Origin of the sequence: Pectobacterium polaris (genome assembly GCF_002307355.1) — a bacterium.
Taxonomy (GTDB): domain Bacteria; phylum Pseudomonadota; class Gammaproteobacteria; order Enterobacterales; family Enterobacteriaceae; genus Pectobacterium; species Pectobacterium polare.
Genome location: NZ_CP017481.1, coordinates 1814225 through 1829296, shown reverse-complemented (window position 1 = coordinate 1829296; position 15072 = coordinate 1814225). Strand labels below are relative to the sequence as shown.

At 50.7% G+C, this 15072-nt stretch carries 13 protein-coding genes and 1 tRNA gene; 6 read left to right on the top strand and 8 right to left on the bottom strand.

Annotation, left to right across the window (positions count from 1 at the left end; all coding sequences use genetic code 11):
• Positions 1-58: 58 nt before the first annotated feature.
• The gene (gene rpoD / locus BJJ97_RS08325; protein WP_095701548.1) at positions 59-1897 is read left to right on the top strand and encodes an RNA polymerase sigma factor RpoD; all 1839 of its coding nucleotides are present in this window, start codon (positions 59-61) and stop codon (positions 1895-1897) included.
• Positions 1898-1994: 97 nt separating this feature from the next.
• Here the strand turns inward: rpoD and mug are convergent, their stop codons facing one another.
• Complete coding sequence (gene mug, locus BJJ97_RS08320) at positions 1995-2498, bottom strand: G/U mismatch-specific DNA glycosylase (RefSeq protein ID WP_095993631.1); 504 nt, start codon at positions 2496-2498, stop codon at positions 1995-1997.
• 139 nt (positions 2499-2637) lie between these two features.
• On the opposite strand from mug, the gene BJJ97_RS08315 reads away from it, so the two are divergent.
• Positions 2638-2713 (top strand) — tRNA-Ile (locus BJJ97_RS08315).
• A gap of 144 nt (positions 2714-2857) precedes the next feature.
• Positions 2858-3229: a hypothetical protein gene (locus tag BJJ97_RS08310; protein ID WP_095993630.1), complete on the top strand. Its 372-nt coding sequence runs from the start codon at positions 2858-2860 to the stop codon at positions 3227-3229.
• A 122-nt stretch (positions 3230-3351) separates the two neighbouring features.
• Here BJJ97_RS08310 and BJJ97_RS08305 read toward each other — a convergent pair whose 3' ends face one another.
• Entirely contained in the window at positions 3352-4458 is a 1107-nt protein-coding gene (locus tag BJJ97_RS08305; RefSeq protein ID WP_095993629.1) for a PIN domain-containing protein, read from the bottom strand.
• 261 nt (positions 4459-4719) lie between these two features.
• Between BJJ97_RS08305 and BJJ97_RS08300 the strand changes: the two genes are divergently transcribed.
• Positions 4720-5079, top strand: a complete 360-nt coding sequence (locus BJJ97_RS08300; protein WP_095993628.1) for a YebF family protein — start codon at positions 4720-4722, stop codon at positions 5077-5079.
• A gap of 22 nt (positions 5080-5101) precedes the next feature.
• On the opposite strand, the gene BJJ97_RS08295 is transcribed toward BJJ97_RS08300, so the two are convergent.
• Entirely contained in the window at positions 5102-6004 is a 903-nt protein-coding gene (locus tag BJJ97_RS08295) for a LysR family transcriptional regulator (RefSeq protein ID WP_095993627.1), read from the bottom strand.
• A 181-nt stretch (positions 6005-6185) separates the two neighbouring features.
• Between BJJ97_RS08295 and BJJ97_RS08290 the strand changes: the two genes are divergently transcribed.
• The gene (locus BJJ97_RS08290) at positions 6186-6947 is read left to right on the top strand and encodes a type 1 glutamine amidotransferase domain-containing protein (protein ID WP_095701544.1); all 762 of its coding nucleotides are present in this window, start codon (positions 6186-6188) and stop codon (positions 6945-6947) included.
• Between the two features lie 2 nt (positions 6948-6949).
• On the opposite strand, the gene BJJ97_RS08285 is transcribed toward BJJ97_RS08290, so the two are convergent.
• On the bottom strand, positions 6950-7174 hold the full coding sequence (locus BJJ97_RS08285) for a hypothetical protein (protein WP_095993626.1): 225 nt from the start codon (positions 7172-7174) through the stop codon (positions 6950-6952).
• A 71-nt stretch (positions 7175-7245) separates the two neighbouring features.
• Here BJJ97_RS08285 and BJJ97_RS08280 point away from each other — a divergent pair, with 71 nt between their 5' ends.
• Positions 7246-8634 (top strand): glycoside hydrolase family 1 protein, encoded by a 1389-nt coding sequence (locus BJJ97_RS08280; RefSeq protein WP_095993625.1) that lies wholly within the window; start codon positions 7246-7248, stop codon positions 8632-8634.
• Positions 8635-8708: 74 nt separating this feature from the next.
• On the opposite strand, the gene BJJ97_RS08275 is transcribed toward BJJ97_RS08280, so the two are convergent.
• The 4 genes from BJJ97_RS08275 to BJJ97_RS08260 form a co-directional block, all read right to left on the bottom strand.
• Positions 8709-10388 (bottom strand): sulfatase family protein, encoded by a 1680-nt coding sequence (locus tag BJJ97_RS08275; protein ID WP_095993624.1) that lies wholly within the window; start codon positions 10386-10388, stop codon positions 8709-8711.
• A gap of 56 nt (positions 10389-10444) precedes the next feature.
• A complete protein-coding gene (locus BJJ97_RS08270) occupies positions 10445-11668 on the bottom strand; it encodes an anaerobic sulfatase maturase (protein ID WP_095993623.1) in 1224 nt (407 codons plus the stop codon).
• A gap of 107 nt (positions 11669-11775) precedes the next feature.
• Positions 11776-13242: a sulfatase-like hydrolase/transferase gene (locus BJJ97_RS08265; protein WP_095993622.1), complete on the bottom strand. Its 1467-nt coding sequence runs from the start codon at positions 13240-13242 to the stop codon at positions 11776-11778.
• 72 nt (positions 13243-13314) lie between these two features.
• Complete coding sequence (locus BJJ97_RS08260) at positions 13315-15045, bottom strand: sulfatase family protein (RefSeq protein ID WP_095993621.1); 1731 nt, start codon at positions 15043-15045, stop codon at positions 13315-13317.
• Between the last annotated feature and the right edge of the window lie 27 nt (positions 15046-15072).

Sequence of the window (15072 nt, the reverse complement as noted above, 5' to 3'; positions counted from 1 at the left end):
TTAGCGAACTACGCTGACCGACACCAACCCAAATACTCTGAAGTGTGGATACCGTCTTATGGAGCAAAACCCGCAGTCACAGCTGAAGCTGCTTGTCACCCGTGGTAAGGAGCAAGGCTACCTGACCTATGCTGAGGTCAATGACCATCTGCCGGAAGATATCATCGACTCGGATCAGATCGAAGATATCATCCAGATGATTAACGACATGGGCATCCAGGTGATGGAAGAAGCACCGGATGCAGACGATCTGTTGCTGGCCGAAAACACCAATGATGCCGATGAAGATGCAGCAGAGGCTGCTGCGCAGGTTCTATCCAGTGTTGAATCGGAAATTGGTCGCACCACCGATCCGGTTCGCATGTACATGCGTGAAATGGGTACCGTTGAGCTGTTGACGCGTGAGGGCGAGATCGATATCGCCAAGCGTATCGAAGACGGTATCAACCAGGTTCAGTGCTCTGTTGCAGAGTATCCTGAAGCCATTACTTACCTGCTGGAACAGTATGACCGCGTCGAAGCGGGCGAAAGCCGCCTGTCCGACCTGATCACTGGCTTCGTCGATCCTAATGCGGAAGAGGACATTGCGCCTACCGCGACTCACGTTGGTTCCGAGCTTTCGAGCGAAGAAATGGACGATGACGATGAGGAAAAAGAAGACGAAGAGGAAGAAGAAGACGACAACAGCATCGATCCTGAGCTGGCGCGTGAGAAGTTCACCGAACTGCGTGTGCAATATGAAACGACCCGTCAGGTTATCAAAGCTCACGGTCGTAGCCATGCATTGGCAGCACAGGAAATCCTGAATCTGTCCGAAGTCTTCAAACAGTTCCGTCTGGTGCCGAAACAGTTTGATTTCCTGGTTAACAGCATGCGTTCCATGATGGATCGCGTTCGTACTCAGGAACGTTTGATCATTAAGCTGTGTGTTGAACAGTGCAAAATGCCGAAGAAAAACTTCGTCACGATGTTCACTGGCAATGAAACCAACAACACCTGGTTTGCCGCAGCAGTCGCAATGGGCAAGCCATGGTCTGAAAAGCTGAATGATGTTGAAGAAGACGTCACCCGCAGCCTGCAAAAACTGCAGCAGATCGAAGAAGAAACTGGCCTGACGATCGAGCAAGTTAAAGACATCAACCGTCGTATGTCGATTGGTGAAGCGAAAGCGCGTCGCGCCAAGAAAGAAATGGTGGAAGCTAACCTGCGTCTGGTTATTTCTATCGCGAAGAAATACACCAACCGTGGTTTGCAGTTCCTCGACCTGATTCAGGAAGGCAACATCGGTCTGATGAAAGCGGTAGATAAATTTGAATATCGCCGTGGTTACAAATTCTCGACCTATGCAACCTGGTGGATCCGTCAGGCGATCACCCGTTCTATCGCCGATCAGGCACGTACCATCCGTATTCCGGTACACATGATTGAGACGATCAACAAACTGAACCGTATTTCTCGTCAGATGTTGCAGGAAATGGGTCGCGAGCCGACGCCGGAAGAGCTGGCTGAGCGTATGCTGATGCCGGAAGACAAGATCCGTAAAGTGCTGAAAATCGCGAAAGAGCCGATTTCAATGGAAACCCCGATTGGTGATGATGAAGATTCACATTTGGGCGATTTCATCGAAGATACGACGCTGGAGCTGCCGCTGGATTCCGCCACGTCGGAAAGCCTGCGTTCTGCGACACACGACGTTCTGGCTGGCTTAACCGCACGTGAAGCGAAAGTCCTGCGCATGCGTTTCGGTATCGATATGAACACCGACCATACGCTGGAAGAAGTGGGCAAACAGTTTGACGTTACTCGTGAACGTATTCGTCAGATCGAAGCGAAAGCGCTGCGTAAACTGCGTCACCCAAGCCGTTCCGAAGTGCTGCGTAGCTTCCTGGATGATTAATTCATCCCTCAGCTAATCCGCACGGTAGATAGCCTCACGATAAATAACCCCAGTTCGCTGGGGTTATTTTTTGCCTGTCAGAACGCTCAGATTGAATTTATACGTTATCCTGCAACGCCTGATGCAGTTCCTGATACGACGCCACCAGCGACTCCAGCGTCGCACGATTCAGCCCGCTAGGGTTCGGCAGTACCCAAACCTGCGTTTCGCCAATACACAGCTCCTGACGCCCCCAGGAAACCTTCTTGATACCAAACGCCTGACTGAACGCCTGCTTCCCTAACACCGCCAGCGCACGCGGCTGATAGCGTTCCATCTTCTCAACAATCGCATTCCCACCTTGCAGCAGCTCGTCTCGCCCCAGTTCGGTCGCTTCAACCGTTGGCCGCTCCACCAGCATGGTGATGCCACATCCGGTATCCAGCAGATGCTGCTCTTCCGCAGGTGTCAGCAAACGTTCAGTAAAGCCTGCCTGATGAATCACCTTCCAGAAGCGATTACTAGGGTTAGCGAAGTGGTAACCGTGATGGGCCGTCGACAGCCCGGGGTTAATGCCGCAGAAAACAACCTGAAGATTCATGGCCAGAATATCGGTAATCATGTCTTTCCCTACTTCCGTTGACTACAGCCATCGTAAATTCTGATAAGAATAACAACAAGCTATCTTGAGTATAAAACCACCACCCGGCAGATAGACTATAGACCTCCCCCGCACATTACCGTATAATCATCGCCCATTCGGCCCCTTAGCTCAGTGGTTAGAGCAGGCGACTCATAATCGCTTGGTCGCTGGTTCAAGTCCAGCAGGGGCCACCAAATTTTAGTTTTAAAATCATATGATTAAGCCACCTTTTGCAAGGTGGCTTTTTGCTACTCTACATGCAGTGTCGCAAAAATGTCGCCCCATTTTTTTACTTACCATCGATTAGCGATTGCTACGAATCCTGAAAGGAACGAGTTATGGCAGATATATCCCTTTCTTGGGAGGTAATTACAGGCTTCTTCGCCTCCGCAAGCGTTATCTATACTTTTTCATTGAAACATCCACGTTTCTACTTAGAAGTCATCTCAGGTAAGGCGTTTATGACGCTGTTGTTCGTATCGCTCTTTACATATTTAATCGGTGTGTTCGTACACTCCTACAGTGAGAAATTAATCTATAAGTTGAAGGATTACCCTGCCGCCACAGATATAGCTAACAAACAATGGGATTCCATTTCTTCCATGCTGTCTTATGCAGCATTATTTCTAGCAGCCAGTTGGCTCGCTTGGCTTGGCTTAGAATTACTTATCAGTTCAATAGAACGCTTTAAGAAAAGCAACCCTGAATAATCATCCAATTCCATGATTTCTTGTCACCATATCTAGACCGAAAAATTAAAAATAAAAGCATTGATCGTTACAAAAAGATGGTTGCTAACAGTTAAGTAAAAAATCAGGCTTTTCCTGATTTTTTAATCATAATAAGGTTCAAGAAAACCGAAGTATACAGTACCTAAATCCCTCACAATTTCCAAAGAGTCTATTTCTATTTCACTGAAATCAGAAAAATCACCGGCCAATTTCAAAAGCACGCTTAAATCATATGAATCATTTATTGTAGATGTTACGCTACCAGCACGAATATAATCCTTATCAAAAGAATCATAATGATAGAGAGAGAAAACACCCTCTATATCCAACTCTACATTGAGTAAAGTTTCAACTGTTAAATAATCGTCGCTAGCCTCAATAATTTTGAAATTTGTCGCTATAGAATGAAGCTGTTTAAACTTAATTTCAACACCATCCCCCTCATAAACTAATGATGATGCTGCCTCCTGCGTTAACGTTAAACGCTCGACGGCACCTTCTAGCATACTCTCGAGTTGTACTTTAAAATTCTGTACATCATCTTCATCGCTATCAATTGCTTCAGCTAATTTTTCAACAACCAATCGTGAAACGGTTTCGCTATTGAAGTAATCAAGAGCTTTCGATAGATCATTGATATAATCTATATCATCAACTTCATCACAAAAACTGCCCCAGTCTTTATCCTTTGAGACAGCACAAACTATTTGTTCATTCTTTTCAGCCCAGTTTTTCAACGCAATGAGAGATATAGCATCAGGAAACTCATTTTTTTTGCTTCCTGATTCAGTAAATGGTGATTGATTACTAAAATAAGCGTCCCTGATTTCAGCAATACTCACGTATTGGTTGGTATCCAATACAATAGCTCCAGTCATATCAATGTACGTCTGCACACGTTTTAATGCAGCATCTTTGAAATCTTTTAAATCTGAAAATTTCTCCTTAAAAGAATTTAAATCGCTGTCAGGTATTAAAAGATGGTTTTTCGAATCTTCCAGTGCTTTCTCAAGTGAAAACTTGCTGGCTTTCATCTTCTCTTCAAGGTGATGGGTTAATTCACTCACCGTCACATCAGTGAGTACAAAGATAATTGGGATCGTCTTAAATTGCCGCATCCTCCCTAAAAGACCCTGTTCAAGTCTCAGCCCATTACCATCAAAAATTGAGGTATCTAGCGTGATTGCAGTATACTCTTGCTCCGACATATTCCCGTCCTCCAGACTAAATAGCTTTGTATCGTGTAACACATATAAATAGTGAATAATAGGTAATCGTTGGCAAATTATAGTAATATATATCAATAACAAATAACGAAAAATATTTATTTTCGGTTATTTCTTTAGGAACCAATAACCACTCAGTCACCAGCCTAACTCCAGCGGAAGCAACCAAATACAAGGAGTTGCGTTAATAGCGCAGCTCCTTTATTTTTGGGCGTCTGTTTATATTTATCAGGGAGAAGTGAGATGGGATGGAAAACCAAGACGATCTGTTGCGTTCTGGCGACAGCTAGTGCCTTAGCTGGCTACGATTATTACCTCAGACATAGTGGCCCGTCCTGCCTGGAGGTGACGTATGAGCAAGCCGTTGACCATGTGAAGAACGATCTCCTGACACACCGTATTCCGCGCTGGGCTAAATTCCAACCCGAAAACCTCGGCACCGCGACACCAGTGATTGCTTTTGATAAAGCCGATTCATCTACGTTATCCAACCCCGAGATTTACCTCCTGGCATTCACCGTCTCCGGCCCACAGAAAACACACTCACTGTTTGCCATGTACGAATGCAAAACAGGCTCAGTTGAATACGCTTCGAAAGACTGACGGACGAGCTCGGCCTATTCATTCACGTCTTAATTATCTGCGAACACACGTCGATAAACGCACGCAATTTGGGTTGATTCCTCGCGGCTCTTGAGAAATAAAGAAAGAGGCCGTCATTTCCCGGCGAGAGATCGAGTAACGCGGCTTCCAGCGTGCCGTTTGCCAGTTCGCGTGAGGTATGGAAAGTGGATGAGTAAATAAGCCCAACGCCCCTGACCGCGAGGCTACGCATGAGCTCGCCATCGTTCACGGTAATTGTGCCGGCTGGCTCAACTCTTACCGTTTCTTTATTTTCGACAAACTCCCACCGATAAATATCTCCCTTTTCAGGGCGACGAAAGCGAATACATTCGTGATGCACCAGATCGCGCGTCGCTTTAGGCTTACCGTTCGCTTTGAAATATTCCGGCGAACCGAATACCGCCCACTTAAATGGTGGGGAGAGCCGTACTGCAATCATATCCTGTTCGATATAGGAACCGATCATGATGCCAGCATCATAGCCTCCAGAGACGAAGTTATCGTGACGATTACTCACCGTGATATCGATATTCAAATTCGGCCATGCCTGACGAAATGCAGGGATGAGCGGCTCGATGACATGGGGTAATGCCAGGCGTTCTACGATCAGCTTCAACGTCCCCGATGGTTTTTTTGCCGATTGAGCCACATCTTCAAAACCTGTTGCGATAACGTGTGCCGCAGGCCCGATTCTCAGCAGCAGATCTTCCCCTGCTTCCGTCAATGCCATCTTGCGCGTCGTGCGGTGGAACAGTAGCACGCCGAGGCGATGCTCCAGCTTCTGGAGCGACAAGCTCACCGATCCCGGCGTCTTACCCAGATCGAGCGCAGCTTTGCGAATGCTCAAGCGTTTCGCTATAGCCAGAAATTCTGCCAGTCCATCAAAGCTATCGGATTGCCCCATCAGGGTTCCTCATCATCATACAACACAGGGATCATCAAACGCATTTTACGATAATTTATCACACCAATATAAAGTGATTACATCGATTTTTTAAACAATGCATTCCGCTTTTACCGCCTGTTTTCAACCCATTATCACGGATATAGTGGCGACCATCACCACCTGCTGAAAGGAGTTTTTTATGTCAATCATCAAGCGCTGTGCTGGTCTTATCGCCGCGATGGCTGTGTTTGCCGCAGCCTCCCCCGTTTTCGCTCAAGCCAATCTGAAAGAAGAGAAGGTCTTAATCGTCGTCTCCAGTTTGGATAAAAAAACACCCGATCTCGTTGGCGGCTTCTGGCTTCCTGAATTGACTCACCCGGTCGAAGTATTCGACAAAGTCGGTCTGTCTTACGATATCGCCAGTCCCAAAGGTGGGATGCCTCCGTTTGACGGATTCGATCTCAAAGATCGGGCGAGTCTGGATTTCTGGACTAACCCGGAACACCGCAACAAACTGGCTAATTCAATCCCGCTGGCAAAGGTTGATCCCGCGAAATATAGCGCGATCCTGCTGGTTGGAGGACATGGACCCATGTGGGATTTCGTCAACAATCCTGAGTTGATCAACATCGTGCGTACCATGTACGAGAAAAATGACATCATCAGTGCCGTTTGCCACGGTCCGGCAGGCTTGCTGAATGTGAAGCTCAGTAATGGTGAACTGTTGATTAAAGGCCGTCGCCTTACCGGCTTTACTGCGGAAGAAGAAGCGTCCCGTAATTACGACAAGATCGTTCCGTTTGAACTTGAAGCGGCGCTGAAAAAGGATGGCGCAACATTCGAAGAAGCACCGATCTTTGAAAATAAAGTCGTCGTTGACGGGCGGCTGATCACCGGTCAAAACCCAGCATCCGCTCAAGCGCTGGGCGAAGCCGTCGTCAAGGCGCTGCAAGCGAAGTAACGTCATGAAGCCACGGCGTTAGGGGGTAAAACGCCTAACGTCTGGCAACACCGAATCACGCCAGCAGAGATGTCGTGACCGGAGTCACATAACCAGACGGGGGCATTGCCGCAGAGATTCAGGATTGTATAGTGTTCTAACAAGACGTTACCGCCAATGGCGGGCGAGACTTGGGCAGAGGTGAGTAGCACTACTCTCTTCTGCCCAAGTTTTTTTTTGCCTGTCATCCAGCGGTTCCCAGCGCGGAGCCACAGCCCGGCACAGCGTAATGATGTAGAAAACGATAAGGAGAAATACCATGAAAGCATTCCCCGACGGATTTTTATGGGGCGGTTCAGTTGCAGCAAACCAGGTTGAAGGGGCATGGAATGAAGACGGTAAAGGCGTATCCACCTCCGATCTTCAGCTACAGGGCGTACATGGTCCGGTGACGGAACGCGATGAGAGCATTAACTGCATCAAAGATCGGGCCATCGATTTTTATCATCAATACCCGCAGGATATTCAGCTGTTCGCCGAAATGGGTTTTAAGGTGTTGCGCACCTCGATTGCCTGGACGCGCATTTACCCCGAAGGCGATGAAGCCGAGCCCTGCGAAGCCGGTCTGGCCTTCTACGATCGTCTGTTTGATGAAATGGCAAAGCATCAGATTCAGCCGCTGATTACGCTGTCGCATTATGAAATGCCTTACGGGCTGGTGAAAAAACTGGGAGGCTGGGGCAGTCGTGCCGTCATCGACCATTTTGAGAAGTATGCCCGTACCGTTTTCAGCCGCTATAAAGATAAGGTGAAGCACTGGCTGACTTTCAATGAAATCAACATGGCGCTGCACTCGCCCTTTACGGGCATCGGGCTGGGCGGCGAACCCTCGAAGCAAGAAATTTATCAGGCCATCCACCACCAGTTAGTTGCCAGCGCACGCGCGGTAAAAGCCTGTCACGACATTATCCCGGATGCCAAAATTGGCAACATGCTATTGGGCGCGGTACGCTACCCTATGACCTGCCATCCGAAAGATGTGCTGGAAGCGCAGAGCAAGAACCGTGAATGGCTGTTCTTCGGCGATGTGCAGGTACGCGGCACCTATCCGGCCTGGATCCAGCGCTATTTCCGGGAAAATGGCGTCGAACTCACCATTACCGCGCAGGATAAAGACGACCTGAGCCACACCGTAGATTTTGTCTCCTTCAGCTATTACATGAGCGGCTGCGCGACCTTCGAACCAGAAAAATATCAATCGTCACGCGGCAATATCATCCGTCTGATTCCTAACCCGCACCTTGAGGCCTCCGAATGGGGCTGGCAGATTGACCCAGAAGGCCTGCGCTTCCTGCTAAACGAGCTGTATGACCGCTATCAGAAGCCGCTGTTCATCGTGGAAAACGGGCTGGGCGCACGCGACGTGGTGGAAGAGGACGGTAGCATTCACGACAGCTACCGCATTGATTACCTGCGTCGCCATCTGATTCAAGTACGTGAAGCCATCGACGATGGCGTCGAACTGCTGGGCTACACCAGTTGGGGGCCGATCGATCTGGTCAGCGCGGGGACGGCGCAGATGTCAAAACGCTACGGCTTTATTCATGTGGATCGCGATGATGAGGGCAAAGGCACGCTGGAGCGTCGGCGCAAAGACAGCTTCTACTGGTATCAGGATGTGATTAGCAGCAACGGAAAATCGCTGTAACCCTATAGCACATAAGATGATAGAGAAAATCAGACGGCGTATTCACACAACGCCGTCTGATTTATTACGCTGGATTATTTATCCATCAGCTCTTTCAGCAGCGGCTCACTCTTTTTCACCGCGTCGTTTGAGGCTTTCACCTTCGCTTCTTTACCGACCTGATCGGGGATAAACCCAGCGAGAATCTCCTCGTGGTTGTACCCTTTCAGCCATTCGCGTGGGAACGGCGCAAGCTGCTCACCGGTGCCTTCATAGCGATAGACCTGTCCTTGCCCTGTACGCTGGTTATACGGGATCACATTTTTCCCCTGTCGATTACTCAGCTCTTCATACAGCTTTTTGCGCAGCGCAATTTTGACATTCACGATCTTCTCATCGGTCGAATCGATCAGGTTATGCTTCTCTTCCCGATCGTTCTGCATGTCGTAAAGCTCTTCTTTATCCCACACGCCGTAATATTGGATGTATTTGTACTCCGGCGTGCGGATCGCAAACGTGGTTGGCGTCTGCGGGAAGCTGTATTCCCAGAAGTATTCATAGACGAAATAGTCTTTGCGTTTCGGCACGGTATAGCCATCCAGCCCCAGACGCCAGAAGCTCTGCCCGTCGTAATGCTTCGGTGCGGCAACGCCGGCGGCTTCCAGAATGGTTGGCGCCACGTCGATGTTTCTGACGATGTCGTCCACCACTTTGTCTTTGGCGAAGCCCGGCCCGGAAGCAATCAACGGCACGCGGATCGACTCTTCATAGGCGTTACGCTTATCGATCAGCCCATGTTCGCCGAACATAAAGCCGTTATCCCCCATCACCATGATAATGGTGTTCTTATCCAGCCCCTGTTTTTGCAGCCAGTCGCGCACGCGCCCTACGCTGTCATCCACTGAGCGCAGCGTTTCATAGTAGTCGCGCTGATACTGCTGAAGATCCATATCCGTGTTGTAGGGATAATCCACGCCGTGCCAGCTGTTACGCTGATTCTTCACCCACATCGGCTTGCCGGCATAGTTTTCCGGCGTATCGGCATAGGTATCCGGCACAGGGAACGTCACCTCTTTCATGCTGCCACGGTGGCGTTTGGCGGGCAGGAAGTCAGAGTGCACGCCTTTATGCGATAGATACATCATGAACGGCTTTTTCTTATCGAGCGTGTTCAGCCAGTCTACGGCGTAGTCCGTCAGCTCATCGGTGATGTAGCCTTTTTGCGGCACCATCTTGCCATCAATATTGAGCAAGGTCGGCTTGCCATAGTTATCAATCGGATAATAGCTACCTTGCCCCAGCAGCCCTACCCAGCGATCGAAGCCGGCGAAGCCTTTCGTAGCCGTTTTATCCGCGCCGCCGAAGTGCCACTTGCCAAAGAAACCGGTCTGATAGCCGTTGTCGCGCAGCAGTTCCGGGAAATAGTTCAGATGAGAGAGATCGGACGGATTGTTATCCGATACCCCATGATTATGCACGTACATCCCCGTCAGGATGCTGGCACGGCTGGGCGAGCACAGCGAGGTGGTCACGAACGCATTCTTAAAATACGTCCCTTCTTTGGCGATGCTGTCCATATTCGGCGTGTGAATAGCCGAGTTCAGGAAGCCAAACGCGTCGTAACGCTGATCGTCAAGAATGATATAAACCACGTTTGGCTGCTTTCCATCAGCCGACGGCACCGTCGTTGCAGGAGAAGTCGCCGCGGCAGCCTGTCCCCCAGCCGCTTGCATACAGGCCAGTGTAATCGCGGCCATAAGTCTGTTTCTTTTCATTATTTTTCCTTTTATGCCATCCCTTCCCAGAGCGCTCGAAGAGTATTCGGCATCGGTTAATAAAACTCGGCTTTCATATTCCTTCTTATTTTCTTCATCGATTCCTGGCGTCCCAATTGAGAGAGCAAGGCATTCATGCGTGGTAACACATGGAATAGGTGCGTTTTAAAGCCATCGCAGAAATAGTTTTTATTCGGTCGCCCATCGCTGGAAATTTCAAACCGATGCTTCGGGCAGCCGCCATGACAAACCGCTTTCACTTCACAGTTCAGGCAATCTTTGCTGATGTTTTTTCGCTTATTTTCGCCAAAGGCGAGGTTTTGCGGCGAATTCACCAGCGACGCCAGATCGTCCTGATTAATATTGCCGAGCTTATTTTCGGGATAAACGAAATGATCGCAGGAATACACGTCGCCGTTCGCTTCAACAATCAGGTTGCCGCCGCAGGTTTCGTTGATGACGCAGGCGCTAAGCTGCTCGGTCATTTTGGTCAGCGTTTGTTCGAAGTTCATGACAAACACATTGCCCAGATCGTGCTGAACCCAATGGTCAAAAATCGTATTCAGGAAACGACCATACGCTTTGGCAGGCACTGACCACTCCGTCACGCTGCACTGGCCCGAAAAATCAGGCTGAATCAGCACCAGTCCGTTGTCATCTGGCTGAGCAGCGCGGCGTTCCACCAGCGGAATGAACTGCATATAGCGGCTGCCGATGCGTTTAAGAAACTGGTACACATCCAGCGGGCGTTTCACGTTTTCCGCATTCACCACCGTCAGGGTATTAAACTCGACCCGATGACGCTTCAGCGCTTCCAGCCCCTTCATCACGTCATCAAAGGTGCTTTTCCCTGCTCGCGTGAGGCGATGCGCATCATTGCTGATACGGTCACCGTCGATCGACAATCCCACCAGAAACTGGTTCTCTTTCAAAAAACGCGCCCAGTCGTCATCAATATTGGTGCCGTTGGTCTGAAAGAAATTATTGATCTGCTTTGTGCCACGGTATTGGTTTTGCAACCGCACCGCTTCGCGGAAGAAATCGATGCCCAGCAGCGTCGGTTCGCCACCCTGCCACGGGAAATCAACGACGGGTGCCTGCTGGCTACTGATGTTCTTTCGCACATAGTTTTCCAGCGTATCGCCATCCATCTTCCAGCGGCTTTTACGCTCGGGATAAAGATGTTCCTTCTCCAGATAAAAACAGTATGAGCAATCGATATTGCACACGGACCCTGAAGGCTTGGCCATCAACTGAAAATTGGCAATAGACTGACTCATTGGCACCTCAACGTAACTTACCGGCTAGACGATGTTCTCTTTACTGAGAGAGGTTCTCTTTCCTGAGAAAATCGCCGCCAACTTCCCTGTCGGCGGACCGTTTGCGATTACAGATCGAACAGCGGCGGTTTCTTCTCACCCAGCGACTGTTCATACGCCTGTGCTTTCTCAATTAGCGCCCGATAGCGATCCGGCTCTTTCGCCGACAGATCGTGCTGTTCAGAGACGTCATCGCGCAAGTTGAACATGAGCGGTTTCTCCAGATCGACCGGGATACCCGCTTTCTTGTCACGGAAGACCACCTTGTAGTCGCCGTCACGGTAGGCATCCATCTTGCCCCAATAGAAATACGGCATGAAGGTGCGCGCGCTCGGCTTTCCGTTCAGGAAGGCGGCACTGAGATCTACGCCGTCCAGATCGCGCTGGGCATGCGGGCTACCGGTGATCTTCATCAGCGTCGGCAGAAGATCCAGCGTACTGCCGATATCATCTACCACTTTCGGCGCGATATGGGATTTCCAGTTCACGATAAACGGCACGCGCTGCCCGCCTTCAAATACGGTGCTTTTACCCGAACGCAGCGGCAGCGCCGAACCGGCTAAACCGTCTTTGTCATACTGCAACCACGGGCCATTGTCGGAGGTAAAAATCACGATGGTGTTTTCCGCCAGCTTGTTCGCTTCCAGCGCCTGATAGATCTGCCCCACCGACCAGTCGATCTCCAGCATCACATCGCCGTAAGGGTTATGTCCTTTGCCTTTAAATTCCGGCGAGGTAAACAGCGGTACGTGGGTCTGCGGGTAAGCCATATACATAAAGAACGGCTGATCTTTATTGTCGGCAATGTACTGCACCGCCTTGTTCGTCACATCCTTGGTAAAACTGGCCTGCTGGAAGCCCTGCGGCACGGCGTAATCGACCAGTTTTCCTTTGTCTTTGTAGGAGTGATAAAGCGGCACATTCCAGTATTCCTGCTGCGGTGCGCGGTTGATCGCTTCCATTTTACTCAGCAGTTCACGCCTTTTCGGATCGGTGCTTGCCAGCCGATTCATCTCCACCTGATCGACAACGGTACTGAAGCGATCGTTACTGGTCGGGATCCCGTACCACTCATCAAAACCGTGGCGCGTCGGAAACGCATTCGACTGCGTCCCTAAGTGCCATTTGCCGTACATGATGGTGCGATATCCGTTGTGCTGGAGTGATTCCGCCATGCTGACTTCATCGTCAGGGAAACCATCAGGATCTTCATCCATAAACACGCCGGGAATTTTCGTGCCGTATAGCCCGGTTTTGGTTTCGACGCGGCCCGTCATCAATCCGCCACGGCTGGGAGAAGAAATCGCCGAAGAGACATAAAAATTGGTCCAGCGCTGCCCTGTTGCCGCCAGCTTATCCAGATGAGGTGTTGGCGTTTTCGCGCCCTGTACCGACATATCGGCCCACCCCATATCATCGGTAAACAGGATGATCACATTCGGCTTAGCCTGCGCCGCCGCAGCGGCCTGCCACGCTGCTGGCCCAGCCAGCAGCGCCGTCGCGATAGAGAGCGCCATGACCTGTTTCTTCATCATCTTCCATCCCCAAAGTGTCGTTTTAGCGTGCTCACATCATCAAGGTATGTGAACAGATTCACATACTTATTTTCATGGCTGAGTGGGCAATGTACCAACCGGGCTTTCCTGCCAGCCATAGCGAATCGCCTTGAATTGCAGCTGCGATGCGCTCTTCAGCGGCGTGATGCTGCCCGTGTACAGCTCCCACTCTTTGCCATCCCAGCTGTAGCCAATGGAAGCATCCTGCGTGCGGTTAGCCAGATAAATTTTGTGGCTGACCGCATCCCACTGCGCCACTGGCGTCAGCGTGGCGCGCTGCTTGCCCTGCTCATCCAGCAAATCCGCCACCATCTGATCTTCCGCGATCAGATTCATGTCGTTCTCACGGTTACACCAGCGATCCATCTCCTCACGCATCCGCACCAGTACGGCATGTTGGGCTGGGTCTGCCGCCAGGCTATGCAACTGCAAAGGATCGCGTTGCAGATCGTACAACTCTTCCGCCGGACGATCGGCAAACCAGCTTTGCTGCTCGGCACTTAGCTGGTGCTGATCACGCGCCGCATTCAAATCTTTCATCGATCCGAGCGCGTTGCGGAAAGCAATGCCGATGCCCCCCGGCGTAGTTGCCAGATTACGGACATATTGATAGTCACGATCTCGGACAAAATAGGCGCGCATGTCGTATTCATCCATCCGCCCCCGCACGCCGTAGACAAACTGGCGCTGCGGCGCGAGATCCTGCGCCAGACTGATACCGCGCATATAGTCAGGCTGTTTGATGTCGGCAAATCCCAGAATGGTTGGCGCCAGATCCTCGAACGACACCAGCCGATCGTTCTTGCTCCCATCTTCCCACCAGCCTGCCGGACGATACTTCTCAGGGATATGCACGATCATCGGGACATGGGTGCCGGAGTCGTAGCCCTCACGCTTATGGCGCGGGATCCCATCGCCGTTATCCGCCGTGAAAATGACGATGGTGTTATCCCACAGCCCGTCCTTTTTCAGCCCGTCCAGCAGCTTACCAACCTGCATGTCCATAATATGAATATTGTCGTAATGCTGCGCCAGTTCCTGTCGGGTTTGCGGCGTATCCCGCAGATAAGGCTCCAGTTTCACACTTTGCGGATCCGTTGGCGTATAACGGTATTGCTGGCGGAAGGTATCCCACTGTTTGACGAAGCGCGATTGACCTGCCGGATGATTTTCCGCCGTAAAGAGCGCCGATTCATGCGTAATCTGCGGGTTGAAATTCATGAAGAACGGCTTGCCCTTCAGATCGTAATTACGCCAGGCCAGCTGAATATGTAGATCGTCCATGCTGCTGTACTCCCCGTGGCGCGTCCACAGGGTGAAAGGGCCAACATCGGCATGGCCTTTCGTAAACTGGTAATCCGTCTTGGTGTCGTTATAGGTGAAGTAACCGCTGCGGCGCAGCAGTTCGGGGTAGCCTTTCACGTAAGAAGGCGGCACGCCTAAATAGCCGCCAGCGGGTCGGGTCGCCGTGCGCATGTGCTGCAACCCGGTGGTATGTTGAAACATGCCGGTAATCAGCCCCGCTCGCGACGGGGCCGAGACGCCAGCCATGGTGAAGGCCTGCGTAAAGACAACGGACTCTTTTGCCAGCGCATCCAGATTCGGCGTTCGCGCCTGCACATCCCCGTATGCGCCCAGACGGGGATTCATATCCTCCGCCACAATCAGCACCACATTCGGGCGCGGGCTGGCGATCTGAGCGGCAAAATCGACACCCACCGCCTGACCAGACAGTGAAAATGCCGCCAACATCGCCGCAACCAGCGGTGTCTTCTTCATCATTTAGGTTTCCTCAGACGTCTTGAGCTG

Coding starts and splice junctions, on each gene's coding strand:
- BJJ97_RS08260 (WP_095993621.1), bottom strand. CDS start 15,045: ATGATGAAGAAGACACCGCTGGTTGCGGCGATGTTGGCGGCATTTTCA.
- BJJ97_RS08295 (WP_095993627.1), bottom strand. CDS start 6,004: ATGGGGCAATCCGATAGCTTTGATGGACTGGCAGAATTTCTGGCTATA.
- mug (WP_095993631.1), bottom strand. CDS start 2,498: ATGATTACCGATATTCTGGCCATGAATCTTCAGGTTGTTTTCTGCGGC.
- BJJ97_RS08270 (WP_095993623.1), bottom strand. CDS start 11,668: ATGAGTCAGTCTATTGCCAATTTTCAGTTGATGGCCAAGCCTTCAGGG.
- BJJ97_RS08305 (WP_095993629.1), bottom strand. CDS start 4,458: ATGTCGGAGCAAGAGTATACTGCAATCACGCTAGATACCTCAATTTTT.
- BJJ97_RS08265 (WP_095993622.1), bottom strand. CDS start 13,242: ATGATGAAGAAACAGGTCATGGCGCTCTCTATCGCGACGGCGCTGCTG.
- rpoD (WP_095701548.1), top strand. CDS start 59: ATGGAGCAAAACCCGCAGTCACAGCTGAAGCTGCTTGTCACCCGTGGT.
- BJJ97_RS08280 (WP_095993625.1), top strand. CDS start 7,246: ATGAAAGCATTCCCCGACGGATTTTTATGGGGCGGTTCAGTTGCAGCA.
- BJJ97_RS08285 (WP_095993626.1), bottom strand. CDS start 7,174: ATGACAGGCAAAAAAAAACTTGGGCAGAAGAGAGTAGTGCTACTCACC.
- BJJ97_RS08300 (WP_095993628.1), top strand. CDS start 4,720: ATGGGATGGAAAACCAAGACGATCTGTTGCGTTCTGGCGACAGCTAGT.
- BJJ97_RS08310 (WP_095993630.1), top strand. CDS start 2,858: ATGGCAGATATATCCCTTTCTTGGGAGGTAATTACAGGCTTCTTCGCC.
- BJJ97_RS08275 (WP_095993624.1), bottom strand. CDS start 10,388: ATGAAAAGAAACAGACTTATGGCCGCGATTACACTGGCCTGTATGCAA.
- BJJ97_RS08290 (WP_095701544.1), top strand. CDS start 6,186: ATGTCAATCATCAAGCGCTGTGCTGGTCTTATCGCCGCGATGGCTGTG.